General features: G+C 65.7%; 16 protein-coding genes. 15 read left to right on the plus strand and 1 reads right to left on the minus strand.

The window, feature by feature from the left end; translation table 11 throughout:
* The first annotated feature begins 29 nt into the window (after positions 1-29).
* The 15 genes from Q0693_RS04785 to Q0693_RS04855 all read left to right on the plus strand — a co-directional run bounded on the left by Q0693_RS04785 (position 30) and on the right by Q0693_RS04855 (position 15,861).
* Positions 30-536: a hypothetical protein gene (locus Q0693_RS04785; RefSeq protein WP_298629602.1), complete on the plus strand. Its 507-nt coding sequence runs from the start codon at positions 30-32 to the stop codon at positions 534-536.
* Between the two features lie 173 nt (positions 537-709).
* Positions 710-2,128 (plus strand): Ig-like domain-containing protein, encoded by a 1,419-nt coding sequence (locus Q0693_RS04790; protein ID WP_298629615.1) that lies wholly within the window; start codon positions 710-712, stop codon positions 2,126-2,128.
* A 57-nt stretch (positions 2,129-2,185) separates the two neighbouring features.
* On the plus strand, positions 2,186-3,133 hold the full coding sequence (locus Q0693_RS04795; protein WP_298629604.1) for a polyprenyl synthetase family protein: 948 nt from the start codon (positions 2,186-2,188) through the stop codon (positions 3,131-3,133).
* Between the two features lie 90 nt (positions 3,134-3,223).
* Positions 3,224-4,483, plus strand: a complete 1,260-nt coding sequence (locus Q0693_RS04800) for a Glu/Leu/Phe/Val dehydrogenase (protein WP_243032464.1) — start codon at positions 3,224-3,226, stop codon at positions 4,481-4,483.
* 10 nt (positions 4,484-4,493) lie between these two features.
* Positions 4,494-5,768 (plus strand): Glu/Leu/Phe/Val dehydrogenase, encoded by a 1,275-nt coding sequence (locus Q0693_RS04805; RefSeq protein ID WP_298629605.1) that lies wholly within the window; start codon positions 4,494-4,496, stop codon positions 5,766-5,768.
* Between the two features lie 20 nt (positions 5,769-5,788).
* Entirely contained in the window at positions 5,789-6,310 is a 522-nt protein-coding gene (locus tag Q0693_RS04810) for a GNAT family N-acetyltransferase (RefSeq protein ID WP_114312964.1), read from the plus strand.
* Between the two features lies 1 nt (position 6,311).
* Entirely contained in the window at positions 6,312-7,202 is an 891-nt protein-coding gene (locus tag Q0693_RS04815; protein WP_298629616.1) for a 2-hydroxyacid dehydrogenase, read from the plus strand.
* Positions 7,202-7,423 (plus strand): hypothetical protein, encoded by a 222-nt coding sequence (locus tag Q0693_RS04820; protein WP_243031921.1) that lies wholly within the window; start codon positions 7,202-7,204, stop codon positions 7,421-7,423. The genes Q0693_RS04815 and Q0693_RS04820 overlap by 1 nt, the downstream gene beginning before the upstream one ends.
* A gap of 62 nt (positions 7,424-7,485) precedes the next feature.
* Positions 7,486-8,508 carry a deoxyhypusine synthase gene (locus Q0693_RS04825; protein ID WP_243029085.1) on the plus strand — a complete coding sequence of 341 codons (1,023 nt, stop codon included), beginning with the start codon at positions 7,486-7,488 and terminating at the stop codon, positions 8,506-8,508.
* A 90-nt stretch (positions 8,509-8,598) separates the two neighbouring features.
* Positions 8,599-11,364 carry a tetratricopeptide repeat protein gene (locus tag Q0693_RS04830; RefSeq protein WP_298629606.1) on the plus strand — a complete coding sequence of 922 codons (2,766 nt, stop codon included), beginning with the start codon at positions 8,599-8,601 and terminating at the stop codon, positions 11,362-11,364.
* A 5-nt stretch (positions 11,365-11,369) separates the two neighbouring features.
* Positions 11,370-12,188, plus strand: a complete 819-nt coding sequence (locus Q0693_RS04835) for a 1,4-dihydroxy-6-naphthoate synthase (protein WP_298629607.1) — start codon at positions 11,370-11,372, stop codon at positions 12,186-12,188.
* A gap of 9 nt (positions 12,189-12,197) precedes the next feature.
* Positions 12,198-12,824 (plus strand): Crp/Fnr family transcriptional regulator, encoded by a 627-nt coding sequence (locus Q0693_RS04840; protein ID WP_243031918.1) that lies wholly within the window; start codon positions 12,198-12,200, stop codon positions 12,822-12,824.
* Positions 12,825-12,834: 10 nt separating this feature from the next.
* The gene (gene bshC, locus Q0693_RS04845) at positions 12,835-14,289 is read left to right on the plus strand and encodes a bacillithiol biosynthesis cysteine-adding enzyme BshC (RefSeq protein ID WP_298629608.1); all 1,455 of its coding nucleotides are present in this window, start codon (positions 12,835-12,837) and stop codon (positions 14,287-14,289) included.
* Positions 14,290-14,316: 27 nt separating this feature from the next.
* The gene (locus tag Q0693_RS04850; RefSeq protein WP_298629610.1) at positions 14,317-15,408 is read left to right on the plus strand and encodes a SpoIID/LytB domain-containing protein; all 1,092 of its coding nucleotides are present in this window, start codon (positions 14,317-14,319) and stop codon (positions 15,406-15,408) included.
* 6 nt (positions 15,409-15,414) lie between these two features.
* Positions 15,415-15,861, plus strand: a complete 447-nt coding sequence (locus tag Q0693_RS04855) for a methylated-DNA--[protein]-cysteine S-methyltransferase (RefSeq protein WP_298629612.1) — start codon at positions 15,415-15,417, stop codon at positions 15,859-15,861.
* Here Q0693_RS04855 and Q0693_RS04860 read toward each other — a convergent pair.
* Positions 15,858-16,429 (minus strand): alpha-amylase family glycosyl hydrolase (locus tag Q0693_RS04860; RefSeq protein ID WP_298629613.1); only part of this gene is annotated, 572 nt, incomplete at its 5' end. The two genes, Q0693_RS04855 and Q0693_RS04860, sit on opposite strands and share 4 nt — an antisense overlap.

The following is a 16,429-nucleotide window of genomic DNA, read 5'->3' on the forward strand; positions in this document are numbered from 1 at the left end:
GTGGCGCGAGGAGATGATGGGGTGAGATTATGAAAGGATTTAGGATCTTTTGGGTTTTGGCCTTGATGCTGACGCTTCCCGCTTGTTCGGACGTTTTCCTGCAACAGCCCTACCAGGTGCTTCTTGAGCCTCCCCAGCTGGGTTACGAGGCGGATGACCAGGGCAAGATTACCGTGGTGGGCAATAACGCCTATGTGCAGGTGGCCCCAGGGGCTCCTGGAGGCTACTTGGAGCGCTACGAGTATCAGGTAATAGACGACTCAGGGAACGAAGTGTTTGCAGGCTCTTCCCTGGGGAGTGGGTTTGTGGGGGTGGAGGTGCCTGCGGGAAGAGAAGAGTCGGAGGGGCGGGTGGTTTACGTTTCCAAGCAGTCCCAACCCTTCCGCTTTAGCCTGGATGGCAAAGTGGCGGCTGAGCACCTCCAGCAGGGAGCTCCCCTTAACTGGCGTTACCTGGTCACCTGGTACGTGACGACATCCAACGGCGGGGTGGTTCGCTGGGTCCAGGAATACCAGGTTAAGTACCCTTTGAAGTAGGGGTGGGGGTGGAAACCATGCGTACGGGCTTGTTTCTCGCAGGTATCGTGAGCTTAGCCCTTTTGGCTGGCTGTAACAACCTATCCAGCCCAGGTTCCGGCACTTCTTCCAGTACCATCAACCTAAGTGTTGCTATCAAAAGTCCTGCCAAGGACGCTTTTACCAACTCCTTAATGGTTCAAGTGAACGCTACCGCTACTGGACCTGGGGCAAGGGTGGACCGGGTAGAGGTGGCGTACACGGGGCCTCAAAACGGTACACTCCCCCTTACCCCGCGCGGGGGTATATGGGAAGGGACGCTGCCCAGCACCCTTCCTTCCGGGGTGTACACCCTCACGCCAAAGGCTTGGGTGGGGTCGGTGGAAAGGTCAGGCGATTCCGTGCGCTTCACCCTGGACCGCGACCCTCCAAGTGTTAGTTTCGTTTCGGTTCCCACGCCCTTGGGCCAGGAAACAGTAGAGGTGCGGGTAAGCGTCACGGATGCCCTCTCTGGTGTGGCTGAGGTTCGGTTGTTTGCCGGGGCGAAAGATTTGGGCGCCTTTGCACCTTTGGGCAATGGGGTCTATACGTTTAGCCTGAGACCGGAAGATCTTCCCCAAGGCGATGTGAACCTCCGAGTTGTGGCTAGGGACCGTGCGGGAAATGAAGCAAGCGCTTCTCAGAACGTAGACCGCACGGCGCCCACGGTGGTGTGGAGGCGTCCGGCGGACGGGTCGCAGGTGTCGGGGACGGTGACCCTGGAGGTGGAGGCCAGGGATAACGTGGGCGTGGCCAAGGTGGAGTTCTTTGCGGGCTCCACGAAGCTGGGTGAGGATGGGGCTGGGATGGTGCCCGACACCTACACCCTGGACTGGAACACGGTGCCTTACCCGGATGGGCCGGTGACCCTGAAGGCGCGGGCGGTGGACGCTGCGGGCAACGCTTCGGAGGCCACCCTTACGGTGACGGTGGCCAACGAACCCGCGATTTGGTGGGTTGCGCCGGTGCCGAATCAGAGGTTGGCCGGCTTTGTGAATCTGCAGGCTGAGGTTAGGGCCGTCCGTACAGTAAGTCGGGTGGATTTCTACTTTGGTCCGGATTTGAACACCTTGGCGAAGATTCCTGGCTCGCCGAGCGTGTCGGGCAATGTGTATAGTCTGGGTTGGAACCTCCTTCGTGTCTCGCCCGGGAGCTACATCCTTAAGGTTGAGGTGGAGGATGTTGCGGGCTCTTTGGCTACCGCTGTCATTCCGGTGGAAGTAGCCTCCGTCTTCGTGATTACGACCCCCAGGGATGGTGATGAGGTTGGGCCGGGAGCGGGGCGTGAAATAGTTAGCATTACCGTGGGGGTGAATGGAACGTTGCCACCGGGGGTGACTGTCAACCAGGTTGATGTGTACATCAATGGTGTGCGGATAGGATCGGCTACGCGACAGAGTGCCGGGGATGACTCGCAGGTATTTGTATACGTCTGGGATACTTCCGTTTCAGTGCCCGGCCATGATCCCACGAAGTCGGGAGATCGGGTCATTACTGCTGAGGTTGTTTACAGGGCTGGGTCTACCTCTACCTCCACTTTAACCGGTGGTATCCTGGTCCACTTCTTGCCGTAAGAGAGCTGAAGCCTGGGCCCTGGGGAAACCCGGGGCCCAGGGTCTATACTGAAGGGCGTGACGGTCCTTCCTGACCTCGAGGCCCCCCTTCTCCGCTTTGAGGAGGCCTTGTCCCAACTGGTGCAGTCTGACGTCCTCTTCGTGCGCCTCATCCACCAGGACCTGGTGACGGCGGGGGGCAAGCGCATCCGGCCCCGCTTGGTTTTCTTGGCCTCGAGGGCCTTGGGGGGCGCCCCCTTTGAGATGGAGCTGGCATTGGCGGTGGAGCTTTTGCACTCCGCCACCCTCCTTCACGACGACCTCATTGACGACGCCGAGACCCGCCGGGGCAAGGAAGCGGCGTTTCGCCGGTACGGGAATGCGGTTTCCGTCCTTTCGGGGGATTTCCTGCTTTCCCGGCTTCTCCACGTGATCGCCAAGACCGGGCGGATGGAGCTGGTGGAGCGCTTCGCCCAGGTGGCCAAGACCCTGAGCGAGGGGGAGGTCTTGCAGTTCCAGGTGGCCGCCCTCGAGGACTACTCCCTGGAGAACTACGAGCGGATCATCACCGCCAAGACGGCGGCCCTCATGGAGCTTTGCACCGAGGGGCCGGCCCTCCTCTTGGGCGTGGATGGGGAGGAGCGGGAGGCCCTGGCCCGCTTCGGCCTCCTCTACGGCCAGGCTTTCCAGATGCGGGACGACTACCTGGACCTGATGGGTACCCCTGAGGCCTTGGGCAAGCCCGTGGGTGGGGACGTGCGGGAGGGCAAGGCCACCCTTATCACCCTGCTCTTGATGGAGCGCTTCCCCGAGGTGCGGGAGATCCTGAGGCGAAAGGGAAGGGAAGAGGGGGATTTAGAGCGGCTGCGCACCCTGGCCCGGGAGAGCGGGGTAGCCCAGGAGGTGGAAAGGCGCATTCGGGAAAGGGCCTTGATGGCGGCTGAGGCCCTTGCGCCCCTGCCCGCCTCTCCCTATAAGGAGGCCCTTCGGAGTTTGGCCCTCAAGGAAGGGGAGCGCTTTTTCTGAGGGTGGCGCGGTAGGACCTACCTCCCCGTTCTCACCCTTAGGTGGGCCGGGTTTTCCTTTTGGGCGGGGTATAATCCCCTCGGTGATGGTATGAGCCTTCCCGCCTATCGCCCTCCGGAAGACCCCGGCCTTTGGGAGGCCTTCCTGGGGAGGCTAGAGAGAACCCTAAAGGTGGTGGACATCCACCCCACCACGGTGGAGTACCTGGCCCACCCCAAGCGCCTGGTGACGGTTTCCTTACCCGTGGTCATGGATGACGGCAAGGTGCGGGTTTTCCAGGGCTACCGGGTGGTGCACGACATCGCCCGGGGGCCGGCCAAGGGGGGGGTCCGCATCCACCCCCGGGTTACCCTGGGCCAGACCGCGGGGCTGGCCGCCTGGATGACCTTGAAGGCCGCCGTTTACGACCTGCCCTTTGGCGGGGCGGCGGGGGGGATAGCCGCCGACCCCAGGCTTCTCTCCCCTAGGGAACTTGAGCGCCTGGTGCGCCGCTACACCGCGGAGCTGGTGAATCTCATCGGCCCCGACATAGACATCCTGGGCCCCGACCTGGGTACGGACCAGCAGACGATGGCCTGGATCATGGACACCTACTCCATGACCGTGGGCTCCACGGTGCCCGGGGTGGTGACGGGCAAGCCCCATGCCCTGGGGGGTAGCGAGGGCCGGGACGAGGCCGCAGGGCTTGGCGTGGCCCTGGTGCTGGCCGAGCTTTCCCGGCGCCGGGGGCTTCCCCTTGAGGGGGCTAAGGTGGCGGTGCAGGGCTTCGGCCAGGTGGGGGGAAGCTTGGCCCTTCATGCCGAGAGGATGGGCCTTAAGGTGGTGGCGGTCTCCACGGCCCGGGGAGCCATGTACGCGGAAGGGGGCATCCCCGTGGCCGAGGCCTTGCGCCACTACGAGGCCACCGGGGAACTTCCCCGCTACGACCTTGCCCCGGAGGAGCTTTTTGCCTTGGATGTGGACTACCTGGTGCTGGCGGCCCTCGAGGAGGCCTTGGACGGGGAGTTGGCCAAGGGAGTGCGGGCCCCGGTGGTCCTGGAAGCCGCCAACTTTGGCCTCACTCCGGAGGCCGAGGCCTACCTCTTGGGCAAGGGGGCTTTGGTGGTGCCGGACCTCCTCACGGGGGGCGGGGGGCTTCTGGCCAGCTATCTGGAGTGGGTGCAGGACCTCAACATGTTCTTCTGGAGCGAGTCGGAGGTGCGGCAAAGCTTCGCCAAGAGCGTGGCCAAGGCGGTGGCCGAGGTGTGCCAAAGGGCGGAGGCCCTGTCCACCGACCTGCGCACCGGGGCCATGGCCCTGGCCCTGGAGCGGGTCAACGAGGCCACCAGGCTTCGGGGTGTTTACCCCTAAAGGAGTGCCTATGAAGAGCGAACCCCTTTCCTACCTGGGCAAAGACGGCGGACCTTGGGAGATCTTCGTGGAGCAGGTGGACCGGGTGGTCCCCTACCTGGGGCGGTATGCCCCCTTGGCGGAAAGCCTAAAAAGGCCTAAGCGGGTCCTGATCGTGGACGTGCCCATCCACCTGGACGACGGCACCGTGGCCTACTTTGAGGGCTACCGGGTCCACCACAACACCGCCCGGGGGCCGGCCAAGGGCGGGGTGCGTTTCCACCCCGAGGTGACCCTTTCCGAGGTCATGGCCTTGGCGGCCTGGATGACCATTAAAAACGCCGCCGTGGGCCTGCCCTATGGGGGCGGCAAGGGGGGGGTGCGGGTGGACCCCAAAAGGCTTTCGCCAGGGGAGCTGGAGCGCCTGACCCGCCGCTACACCTCGGAGATCGGCATCCTCCTGGGTCCGGACCGGGACATCCCCGCCCCCGACGTGAACACCGGGGAGCGGGAGATGGCCTGGATGATGGACACCTTTTCCATGAACGTGGGCCGCACCGTGCCGGGGGTGGTGACGGGGAAGCCCATCGCCCTCGGGGGTTCCCTGGGGAGGCGGGATGCCACGGGCCGGGGGGTGTTCGTCACCGCCAGGGCGGCGGCGGAGAAGATCGGCCTTCCCATTGACGGAAGCCGGGTGACCCTCCAGGGTTTTGGCAACGTGGGGAATGCGGCGGCCCGCATCTTCCACGACCACGGGGCCCGGATTATCGCCGTCCAGGACCACACGGGCACCATCTACAACGAGGCGGGGATAGATCCTTACGACCTCCTCAAGCACGTGGCGGAGTTCGGGGGGGTGCGGGGCTACCCCAAGGCGGAGCCCATGCCCAATCCCGAGTTTTGGGCGGTGCCTACCGATTTCCTTGTCCCTGCGGCCTTGGAGGGCCAGATCACGGAGCATAACGCCTGGCGCATCCAGGCCAAGGTGGTGGTGGAGGGGGCCAACGGCCCCACCACCCCCGCCGCCGACGACATCCTCCTGGAGAAGGGGGTCTTGGTGGTGCCCGACGTGATCGCCAACGCCGGGGGCGTGACGGTGAGCTACTTTGAGTGGGTGCAGGACTTCAACTCCTACTTCTGGACGGAGGAGGAGATCAACGCCCGCCTGGAGAGGGTCTTGCGCAACGCCTTTGAGGCGGTGTGGCAGGTGAGCCAGGAGAAGGGGATTCCCTTGCGCACCGCCGCCTATGTGGTGGCCGCCACCCGGGTCCTCGAGGCCAGGGCTCTCCGGGGACTTTACCCTTAGCCCCCGTTAGGCTATTTGGTGTGGACTGGCCCCAGTACGGCCGCGTGACCCTGAAGCCCTTCAGCGCAGGGCTTACCGAGGAGGAGTGGAAGGGGCTTTACGAAACCTTTCGCGACCCTGAGGTGGCGGAGTGGAACGGTTCCAGCCCCTTGCGCTCCCCCTTTTGGCTTTTCAAGCGCTTCGTCCTGGCGGAGATGCGCCGCAAGGACCGTATGGCCTTCGTCATCTTGGACGAAAAGGGGGAGTACTTGGGCACCCTCGAGCTTTACGACCTCACCCCGGAGGAGGCCACCTTGGGCATCCTCATCGGGCGGAAGGACCGCTGGGGCCAAGGCTACGGTACCGAGGCGGTGCGGGCGGCCTTGGCCTATGCCTTTGGGCCCTTGGGCCTAAAACGGGTGAAGCTCCGCACCTTCGCCCACAACCAAAGGGCCCGGCGGGCCTTTGAGAAGGCCGGCTTCCGCCAGGTGGGCCTGGGCCCGGGGCCTAAAGGGCAGGAGGATGTCTATATGGAGGTGTGCCGTGATGGGCCGGAAGGCTAGCGTGGTCCTGTTGACTCCCAGACTTAGGGAGGAGGTCTTCGCCCTCTTGCCCGAGGGGGTGGAGGTGCGCCATCTGGATGAGCCCTGGCCGGAGACCGCCGACTTCTTCCTGCCCCCCTTTGGCCAGGAGGAGGTGGTGCGGCAGGTGCTGGAAAGGGTGGAGGTGAAGGTGGTCCAGACCCTTTCCGCCGGGGTGGACTGGATCCTGCCCCTCCTGCCCGAAGGGGTGGTGCTTTGCGATGGCTCGGGCATCCACGACGTTCCCGTGGCCGAATGGGTGGGGATGAGCCTTTTGGCCCTCCTCAAGGACCTGCCGGCCTTTTTCCGGGCCCAAGGGGAGGGGCGCTGGGCCCCCAGGGTGCTTCCGGACCTCGAGGGCCAGCGGGTCCTCCTCTTGGGCTATGGTTCCATCGGCAAGGCGGTGGAGGAGCGGCTTAGGCCCTTTGGGGTGGAGGTGCTTCCCGTGGCCAAGCACGCCCGCCCTGGGGTTTACACCCCCCAGGACCTCCCCTACCTCCTGCCCCAGGTGGATGCGGTGGTGGTCCTCCTTCCCCTTACCCCCGAAACCCGGGGGCTGGTGGACCGGGAGTTCCTCTCCCGGATGAAGCCAGGGGCCCTCTTGGTGAACGCGGGCCGGGGGCCGGTGGTGGACACGGAGGCCCTTTTAGCGGCCCTAGGGGAGGGAAGGGTTCGGGCGGCTTTGGACGTCACCGACCCCGAGCCCTTACCGCCCGACCACCCCCTTTGGCGGGCCCCGGGGGTCCTCATCACCCCCCACGTGGCCGGGCTTTCCCAAGGGTTCCACCGCCGGGCGGCCCGGTTTTTGGCGGACCAGGTGGGGCGGTATCTGCGGGGGGAGCCTTTGAGGAATGTGGTTTTGGAGGGGTATTGATGCAGGTGATTCTTCACGGGGATTTAAGGCGCTTTGGGGAGGTCCTGGAGGTGGAGGCCAAGACGCCCAAGGAGGCCCTGGAGAAGCTTTCCATTCCCCTGGAGGAGGTTTGGCTTTTGGCGGTGGGGGAGAAGGCGGTGGGGCTGGAGGAGGAGGTGGAAGGCCCCTTGGAGGTCTACCCCCCCATCGCTGGGGGTGGTATACTGGAAGTCCTGCCCTAAAGGCAGGGGGCGCGAACAAGGGGGGAGCCGCCCGACGCCCACCCCGCGTAGAAAGGAGCATGATGGAGAAGAAGGAACTCCTCTCTACGCCCGTGGTCCCCATGGACATCAAGGCCTTTGACGCCGGGCCCATCCTCGAGGCCATGGGCAAGACCGCCTTCCAGGCGAGAAACCTCCACCGGGCGGCGGAGATCTACCTGCGCATGCTGGAGGACGACGCCGCCGTCATCCTTACCCTGGCGGGGAGCCTGGTGTCTGCGGGGCAAGGCCTCATCATCCACGACCTCATAAGGAAGGGCCTGGTGGACGCCATCGTGGCCACCGGGGCCAACATCGTGGACCAGGACTTCTTTGAGGCCCTGGGCCACCGGCATTACCAGGGGGACCCCAAGGCCGACGACGAAACCTTAAGGCGCCTTTGGATTGACCGCATCTACGACACCTACATTGACGAGGAAGAGCTCCGCCACACCGACTACACCATCGCCGAGATCGCCGATTCCCTGGAGCCTAGGCCCTACTCCAGCCGGGAGTTCATCTGGCACATGGGCCGCTACCTGGTGGAAAGGGGCCTGGGGGAAGGGAGCATCGTGCGGGCCGCCTACGAGGAGGGGGTGCCCATCTTCGTCCCCGCCTTCTCCGACTCCTCCGCCGGCTTCGGCCTGGTCTACCACCAGGTGAAAAACCCCAAGGCCCACGTGACCATTGACTCCGTGGCCGACTTCCGCGAGCTTACGGAGATCAAGCTGAAAGCCGGCACCACCGGCTTGGTGATGCTGGGGGGTGGGGTGCCCAAGAACTTCGCCCAGGACATCGTGGTGGCCGCGGAGGTTCTGGGCCACCAGGTGGAGATGCACAAGTACGCCATCCAGATCACCGTGGCCGATGAGCGGGACGGGGGGCTTTCCGGTTCCACCCTTTCCGAGGCGCAAAGCTGGGGTAAGGTGGACGCCGCCCTTTCCCAGATGGTCTTCGCCGAGGCCACCTTGGCCTTTCCCCTTCTGGCCTCCTACGTGTGGCACCGGGCCCCCATGCGGGCCAAAAGGCGCTACGCCGAGCTCTTTACCGCCCGGGTGCCTGCTTAGTCTAGGCTAAAGCTTCCCCCGCCTGGGGTTATGCCTGGGCGGGGGGTTTAGCTGGACCAACCTCCCTTCCCTTTGGTAAACTTCCGGCAAATGCCCGATGAGCTAAGGCTTTACCTGAAGGAGCGGTTCGGCGTTTTGGGGCCGGTTTCCCCGGGGCGCTTTGAGGCCGAGCTGGCCAAAAGGGTGGGAAGCCCCGCCAAGCGGGAGCCCCTCCTCAAGGCCTGGCGGGCCTACCTTTCCGGAGGTGGGAAGGAGGCGGTGCGAAGTTTTTACCGGGAAATCCTCAAGGTGCCCAAGGGGGAGGCCCTGGTCTACGGCATGCACCTTCCCTTTTTGGAGTTCTATGCCAAGGAGGTGCCCTCGAGGCTGGAAGGAAGGGTGCTGGAGGTGGGGGCTTTCACCGGGGCCTTGGTGGGGTATCTGAAGGGGAAACGCCCGGAACTCTCCTTTGTGGCCTTGGACGGGGTGGAGGAGGTGGTGGAAGTGGGGAGGAAGCGGGTGCCGGAGGTGGCCTGGCACGCCGCCTGGGCGGAGGAGGCGGAGCTTCCCCCCTTTGACACCCTGCTTCTCCTTTCCGTGTTCCCCGAGGGCTTTGTGGACCAGGAGCTGGAAAGCCGCCTCGAGGCCCCCGCCTTCTGGAAACGCTTTGATTTCTTTGCCCGCCTGCCCCTCTTCGCCCGGCTTCTCAAGCCCGGGGGGCTTCTCGTCTACGGCCACGGCCCTTTTTTGGGCAAGAGCCCGGAAGGGGTGGAGGAGGGGCTAAGGCACCTGGGGTTTTACGGGGTGGAGCGGGTGGGGGAAGGGGAGTACTTCCTGGTGCTGGCGAGGAGGCCGGAGCTTTTGGAGGAGGCCTGGCTCCAGGAGGAGGTTCCCTTGGAGTTGGAAAAGCCGACCCAGGTTCCCGTTTTGGCCCAGGTGGAGGATCTTGCCGAGGTGCGGGCGCTTTTGGAGGCGGGGCGGTATGCCGAGGTCCTGGCCCGCCTGGCGGAGGGGGTGGAAGGGGAGGCCGCCTTCTTGAGGGGGCGGGCCCTTTTTGCCCTTTCCCGGTACGCGGAGGCGGAGGAGGCCTTAAGGCGGGCCCTTTCCGAGGAGGCGGAGGACCTTAGGGCCATGGTCCTGGTGGAGCTCGGGGAGTACGAGAGGGCCAGGCCCCGCCTCGAGGCCCTGGCGGGAAGAGGCGGCCGGTACCGCATTTACCTGGGCCGGGTCTACCTGAGCCTGGGCCGGTATGCGGACGCCTTGAGGCAGTTTGTGGAATCGGGCCTGCCCGAGGCGGAAGGGTATGTGCGGGAGGCCTTGGAAAGGATCACCGAGCGCATGCGCCGCTTTGCCCGGGAAGGGGAGTGGGCGGAGGTAAGCCGCCGGGCGGAGTTCGTGGAGGACCTCTCCCCAAGCCTCCTGACCCGGGAGATGCTCCGGCTTGGCCTTAGGGCGGCCCTGATCCAGGGGCTTTTTGCCCGGGCGGAGCGGTACGCCCGGAGGCTTGCCGACCTGGACGAGGCCCAGGGCTTTTTGGGGCTGGCCCTGGTGGCCCTAAGGGTGCGTTCGCCCCTCGAGGTGCGGCCCCTGGACGACCTCAAGTCCGTGGAACCCTACCTCACGGAGGCCTTGGCCCGGGCGGAGATCTCCGAGGCCCTCCTCCTTCTGGGCATGCTCCGCGAGCGGGAAGGACGCTACCTGGAGGCCCTGCGCCTTTTGGAGCGGGCGGCGGAGCGGGGGGAAGGGGAGGTGGCGGGCCTGGCCTACCACCACCTGGCCCAGGTGAAGCGGGCCCTTAGGCGGCCCCTTAAGGAGGTCCTGGGGGACCACAAGCGGGCCCATGCCCTACGGGCCTACCCCGCCCCCTACCTCTTCAGCCTGGCCCAAGAGGCCCTCAAGGGGGGCGAGGAGGTCCTGGCCCGGGAGCTCCTTTCCCGGGCCCGGGATGCGGGGCTAAGCGAGGTGGCCGAGGCGGACCTCCTGGGGCTACTGGCCCTTTTGGAGAGGCTGGAGGGGCCCTGGGCGGCCTTTAACCTCCTCTACCAGGCCTTGGGCCGCACCCCCAGGCCTCCCCTGGAGCTTTTGGCCCTGGGCTACCGCCTTTCCCGCGCCTTTCGGGAAAGCCCCGAGGCCAGCGAGGTGCGGGGGCAGTACCTGGCGGCTTTGTATGGGGAAGGGCGGGCGGGGGAGGTGGAGGCCCTGCTCTTGGAAGAGCTTAGGGCCCACCCCCAGGCCCTGGAGGTGCTCTTTGACCTGGCGGAACACCACGAGGCCCAGGGCAACTGGGGAAAGGCGGCGGAGTACTGGCAAAAGGCCTTGGAGGTGGTCCTATACCGGGAAAAGGACCTGGAGCTTTCCCGGGAGGTCCTGAGGAACCTCCTATTCCTGAGGCCCCACGACGAAAGCCTATCCCTCTATTTGGAGGAGCTTAGGGCGGTGGCCCGGGGCCTTAAGGCCTTGGGGGAAAGCCCCGAGGCCCTGCCGGAAACCAAGGAGGAGCTCCTCCAGGAGGGTATTCCCCAGTTCCACGGGGAGCACCTTTTGGTGGTGGGCGGGCATACGCAGCTTAGGAGCCGGCTGGTTCCCCTCCTCGAGGCCCGGGGCCTTAAGGTGGACTGGTTTGATGCCGACACGGCCGGGGTAGGAAAAGAGGCCTTAAGGCGCATCCAAAACCGCCTGGAAAAGGCCCATGGCCTTATGATCGTGTCCAGCTACGTGGGGCACGACTTCTCCGAGCCCGTGCGCCTCGAGGCGGAACGCCTGGGGGTGCCGGTCCATGTGATCCCCGGGCGGGCCCGGGGGACCACGGGGTTCCTTAGGGCCCTTAAGGCCTTTGCCCCCGAGCTCTTTAAAAAGGCCCTTAAAGGGGTACAGTAAGGCCTATGGGCGCCTTAGAGCTGGGATACTCCCCCTGCCCCAACGACACCTTCATCTTCTACGCCCTGACCCACGGCCTCGTGGAGAGTCCCTTGCCGGTAAGGGCGGTCTTGGAGGATGTGGAAACCCTAAACCGCTGGGCCTTTGAGGGCAGGCTTCCCCTGACCAAGCTCTCCTATGCCGCTTATGGCCGGGTGCGGGAGCGGTACGTGGCCCTAAGGAGCGGGGGGGCCCTGGGAAGAGGGGTAGGCCCCTTGGTGGTGGCCCGAAAACCCCTAAAGGGCCTAAGGGGGGCCAGGGTGGCCATCCCGGGGCAGAACACCACCGCCTTTTTGCTCCTTTCCCTGTATGCGGAAGGGTTTGAGCCGGTGGAGGTGCGCTACGACCGGATTCTCCCCTTGGTGGCCCAAGGGGAGGTGGAGGCGGGGCTCATCATCCACGAAAGCCGCTTCACCTATCCCCAGTACGGGCTGGCGAAGCTGGTAGACCTGGGGGAGTGGTGGGAGGGGGAGACGGGCCTGCCCCTTCCCCTGGGGGGCATCCTGGCCCGGCGGGACCTGGGGGAGGACCTGATACGCTCCCTGGACGAAGCGGTGCGGCGGAGCCTGGAATACGCCTGGGCCCACCCTGAGGAAACCCTTCCCTACCTGAAGGCCCACGCCCAGGAGCTCTCCGAGGAGGTCATCTGGGCCCATGTGCGGACCTACGTGAACGAGTTCAGCCGGGAGGTGGGGGAGGAAGGGGAAAAGGCCGTGGCCCGGCTTTTTGCCGAGGCCGAGGCCCGGGGGCTTTTGCCTGCCTCCAAGGCCCCCCTCTTTTTGTAGACTTGGGGCATGTTCCAGGAGCTTTCCCTCGAGGCCCGGCGGGAGGCAGCCAGGATCTTCCAACCCAAAAGGGCCTTGCGGGGCACCCCCCTCTACGCCTTAGGGGATCGGGCGGACGGGGTGTACCTGGTGCGGGAAGGGCTTATCTGGCTGGAAGGGCCCCGCTCGGCGGAAGGGGAGCCCGCCACCTTGGGGGTGGTGGGGCCCGGGGGGCTTTTTGGGGAAGAGGCTTTGGTGGGGGGGAGGAAGCGCACGTCGGGGGCCACCGCCTTAACCTACGCCGAGTTCCTCTTCGCCCCCCAGGAAGCCCTGGCCTCCTTGCGGGCGCGTTTTCCCGAGGTGGAGCGCTTCCTCCTCGAGGCCCTGTATGCCCGGCTGAAGGAGGCAGAGGAACGGCTTTGGCAGCTGCACCACCTCTCCGTGAGCCAGCGCCTGGCCCGGCTTCTCCTAAGGTTGGGCGCAAAGGGGGAGGTGGCCCTTTCCCACCAGGACCTGGCCCGCATGGTGGGAGCCACCCGGGAGACCGTGACCAAGCTCCTGGGGGAGTGGGCCCTTTCGGGCCTGGTGGACCTGGGTTACCGCCGGGTGGAGGTCCGGGAACCCCAGGCCCTTGCCCGCCTTGCCGAACCCCTATAGGCTTGGAGGCATGGAGATCCAGGCCTTGGCCCACCTCCTGGGTTTGCCCCAAGGGGAGGAGGCGCTCAGGGAGCGTTTGGGCCGGAGGGGCCATCCCCATCTTCGCCCAGCCCTGGAAGCCTACCTAAAGCGCCTCCAGGCGCCGCCGGAGGTCTTTGCGGCCCTGGAGGGTCTGGGGAGGGGGGCCGTGGTCACGGGCCAGCAAGCGGGGCTCCTTGGGGGGCCGGCCCTCACCTTCTATAAGGCCCATACCGCCTTGGGACTGGCGGAGAAGGTGGGAGCGGCTGCCCTTTTCTGGGTAGCCTCCCAGGACCACGATGTGGAGGAGGTGCGCCACCTCCACCTCCTGGTGGAGGAGGAGGTGCGCACCCTTTCCCTGCCCCTGCCGTCCCTGCCCGCAGGGCGCCTTTCCCTGGCCCCTTACCGGAAGGCCCTGGTGGAGTTTTTGGGGCCTTGGGCCCGGGATTCCCGGGTGGCCTACGCCCTGGAGGGAGCCACCCTTTCGGAGTTCTTCGCCCGTACCCTTTTGGCCTTCCTGGGCCCCCGGGGCCTCATCCCCTTTGACCCCATGGCCGAGGAGCTTGCGCCCCTCTTTCGGGAAGCCTTGGAAAGGGAGCTGGAAGACCCTACCGCAAGCGCCCAGGCCATCAACCAGGAAGCGGAGCGCATCCGCACCCTAGGGGGGAAGCCGCCTTTGCGGCGTAAGCCAGGGGCCACCAACCTGTTTCTAGAAACCGACGGGCGCAGGCTTCTCTTTTACGAGGCCGGGACCTTTACCGACGGGGTACGCCGCTACAGTAAGAAGGAGCTTTTGGAGCTTCTTTGGGCGGATCCCAGCCGCCTCACCCCGGCCGCAGGGCTCAGGCCGGTGTTCCAGGACCTGGTGTTGCCCACAGCGGGCTTCGTGGTGGGGCCCAACGAGTTTCGCTATGTGGCGGAGCTTTCCCGGGTTTACGCCCTCTATGGCGTACCTATGCCCGCCCTCTTCCTCCGCCTAAGGGCCCTGGTGTTGGAGCCTCCCCTTGGGCGCATCCTGAAGAGGTACCGGCTAGACCCCTGGGCCTTTGGGGAAAGGGGGGAGGAGGCCTTTTTGGATGCGGTGAGGGGGGTGCTGGAGGAGTTTAGGGAGTTGGAGGCGGAGCTTTTGCGCCTTGTGGAGGAGGTGGAGGCCTTGGGCGAAAGGGCCAGGGCCTTGGAGCCCACCTTGGAGAGGCCCTTCCGCCGGTATGGGGCACGCCTAAGGGGGGAAGGGGAAAGGCTTTTGAAGAAGCTCCTTCGCACCCGCATGGCCCGGGATGCCGTCCTCCTCCACCACTTGGAACGCCTAAAGCGGCACCTTCTTCCCCGGGGCTTGCCTCAGGAGCGGGTCTATCCCTTTGCCATGTACGCCCTGCGCCACCTCGAGGCCCTTCCCCGGCTCCAAGAAGCGCCTCTTCAGGGCAAGGCCACCTTGGTCTTGGGCTAAGTTCCTGGTGTAGGATGGGGGCAAGGTATGGTGCAGGGGTTAAAGGGCATCCTGGTATGGGTCTTGCTGGCCCCCTTCCTGGCCCAAGCCCAGGAGGTTAAAGGGGAGGCCTCGGCGGGGCCTACCCTCAGGGTTCTGCTCCAGGAAATAGCGGAGGGAAGGGAGGTTTCCCTCTTCCTACCCGAACTCCAGGGGGTGGTGCGGGTCCGGAGCCTGCCCCAGGGGGTCTGGGTAGAGGGCAGGGTCCAGCCCCTTTGGGAGTTTCCTGGACCCTATTTCCGTCTGGAAGGGCGGTCTTACCGGGGTGGGGTGCGCCTTTTGGCCCAAGGGGGAAGGCTTTTGGTGGTGAACCTGGTGCCTTTGGAGGATTACCTTTTGGGAGTCCTTCCCGCCGAGATGCCCGAAAGCTTTCCCCTGGAGGCCCTCAAGGCCCAGGCGGTGGTGGCCCGGACCTTCGCCGTAAACCGCTTGAATCCCCGGGCCGCGTATGACCTCTGCGCCAGCGAGAACTGCCAGGTCTACCTGGGGATCCCAGCGGAGAAGGCCAGGCATACGGAGGCGGTGCGGGCTACCTGGGGCAAGGTGTTGAGCTACCAGGGGCAGGCTATTTCTGCCCTTTACCATGCGGATTCCGGGGGCATGACCGCAGGGAGCGAGGAGGTCTTTCAAAGGGCCCTTCCCTATCTGCGGCCGCGGCCTGACCCTTACGCCCGGGGTCCGAGGAGCCAGTGGCAGCTTACCGTGAGCCCGAAGAAGGCGGAAGGGGTGCTGCGGGCCATGGGGTACCTCCCCAGGTCGGAGGAGCCGCCCTTGGTCCTGGAAAGGAGCCCCTCGGGCCGGGTGTGGCGGCTTAGGCTTCTCGGGGTAGAGGTAGGGGGTCCTGAGGCCCAGCGGCTGGTGCGCAACCTGGGCCTGCCCTCGGCTTTGGTGGAGTTTAAGGGTTGGGAGGCTTTGGGCCGGGGGGCAGGGCATGGGGTGGGCCTTTCCCAGTGGGGGGCCAAGGGCATGGCGGAGGCGGGGTATGGCTACCGGGAGATCCTGGGGTACTACTTCTCCGGCACCTTCCTTTCGGACCTCCTGCTGGGTGGACCTGGGGGGCTCCCCTGGGCTTCCCGCTAAGGCGCCATGTGGATTCCTACCCCCATCGGTGGCCTGTGGCTCCAGGTGGGCCCTCAGGGGGTGCGGGTTCTGGAGCCGGCCCTTTTCCCCCGGGGGCTCGAGGCTCGAGGGCCTTTGGCGGAAGCGGTGCGGGAGAGGGTTTTGGCCTACTTCGCTGGGGCAAAGCCGGACTTTCTGGATATCCCCCTAGATTATGAGGGTCTTTCCCCCATGCGGGTAGCCCTTTACGAACGGGTGCGCCTGATCCCCTATGGGCGCAGGGAAAGCTACGGCAGCCTGGCCCGGGAGCTTGGCCTATCCCCCAGGGCGGTGGGGGCGGGGCTGCGGGCCTCGCCCTTTTTCCTCCTGGTGCCCGCCCACCGGGTGATCCACGCCGATGGGCGGCTGGGGGGGTTTGCCGGGCAGGAGGGGCTTAAGGCCTGGCTTCTGCGCTTTGAGGGCGTCTGGCCCTAGACCTCCACCCAGACGGCCAAGGAAAAGGGGGGCAGCTCGGGTCCGCAAAGGCGTCCGCCCATGGGGGTGCAGATTTGACCGGAGAGCAGGTCCACGGCCTGGGCCCCTCGAGGCAAGGCCCCATGCAGGGGAAAGTCCTGGCGGAAGGGCTCGGGGGTGGCGTTCACCACCACCAGGTAGGGGCCCCGGGTGAAGGCCAGGTGCCCATCCACGGCGTAGACCCGCCCATAGGGAGCGTTGCGGAGCTCGGGGTGTTCTTGGCGCAGGCGGGCCAGGCGCCGCACGGTTTGCCGTATCTCCTCCTTCCAGCGGCCCGTTTCCCAAAGCATACCTCCCCGGTTCTCGGGGTCGTGGCCCCCTTCCATGCCCACCTCCTCCCCGTAGTAGACCGTAGGGTTTCCGGGTAGGAGGAAAAGGAGGGCCAAGGCCAGCCTGGCCCGCTCCACGCTTCCCTTGAGGAGGCTAAGGAGGCGGGGGGTGTCGTGGGAGGTGAGGAGGTTCATCTGGGCCCGCACCACCTCCGGGCGGTAGCGGCTGAACAGGCTTTCTAGGCGGTGGCTGAAGGCCA

The sequence above is a fragment of the uncultured Thermus sp. genome, from assembly GCF_938010445.1.
Classification (GTDB): domain Bacteria; phylum Deinococcota; class Deinococci; order Deinococcales; family Thermaceae; genus Thermus; species Thermus altitudinis.

Bases quoted from the DNA above. Each gene is read 5' to 3' on its own strand.
- Q0693_RS04785 (WP_298629602.1), top strand. From the start codon at position 30: ATGAAAGGATTTAGGATCTTTTGGGTTTTGGCCTTGATGCTGACGCTT.
- Q0693_RS04790 (WP_298629615.1), top strand. From the start codon at position 710: ATGGTTCAAGTGAACGCTACCGCTACTGGACCTGGGGCAAGGGTGGAC.
- Q0693_RS04800 (WP_243032464.1), top strand. From the start codon at position 3,224: ATGAGCCTTCCCGCCTATCGCCCTCCGGAAGACCCCGGCCTTTGGGAG.
- Q0693_RS04805 (WP_298629605.1), top strand. From the start codon at position 4,494: ATGAAGAGCGAACCCCTTTCCTACCTGGGCAAAGACGGCGGACCTTGG.
- Q0693_RS04820 (WP_243031921.1), top strand. From the start codon at position 7,202: ATGCAGGTGATTCTTCACGGGGATTTAAGGCGCTTTGGGGAGGTCCTG.
- Q0693_RS04825 (WP_243029085.1), top strand. From the start codon at position 7,486: ATGGAGAAGAAGGAACTCCTCTCTACGCCCGTGGTCCCCATGGACATC.
- Q0693_RS04830 (WP_298629606.1), top strand. From the start codon at position 8,599: ATGCCCGATGAGCTAAGGCTTTACCTGAAGGAGCGGTTCGGCGTTTTG.
- Q0693_RS04835 (WP_298629607.1), top strand. From the start codon at position 11,370: ATGGGCGCCTTAGAGCTGGGATACTCCCCCTGCCCCAACGACACCTTC.
- Q0693_RS04840 (WP_243031918.1), top strand. From the start codon at position 12,198: ATGTTCCAGGAGCTTTCCCTCGAGGCCCGGCGGGAGGCAGCCAGGATC.
- bshC (WP_298629608.1), top strand. From the start codon at position 12,835: ATGGAGATCCAGGCCTTGGCCCACCTCCTGGGTTTGCCCCAAGGGGAG.
- Q0693_RS04850 (WP_298629610.1), top strand. From the start codon at position 14,317: ATGGTGCAGGGGTTAAAGGGCATCCTGGTATGGGTCTTGCTGGCCCCC.
- Q0693_RS04855 (WP_298629612.1), top strand. From the start codon at position 15,415: ATGTGGATTCCTACCCCCATCGGTGGCCTGTGGCTCCAGGTGGGCCCT.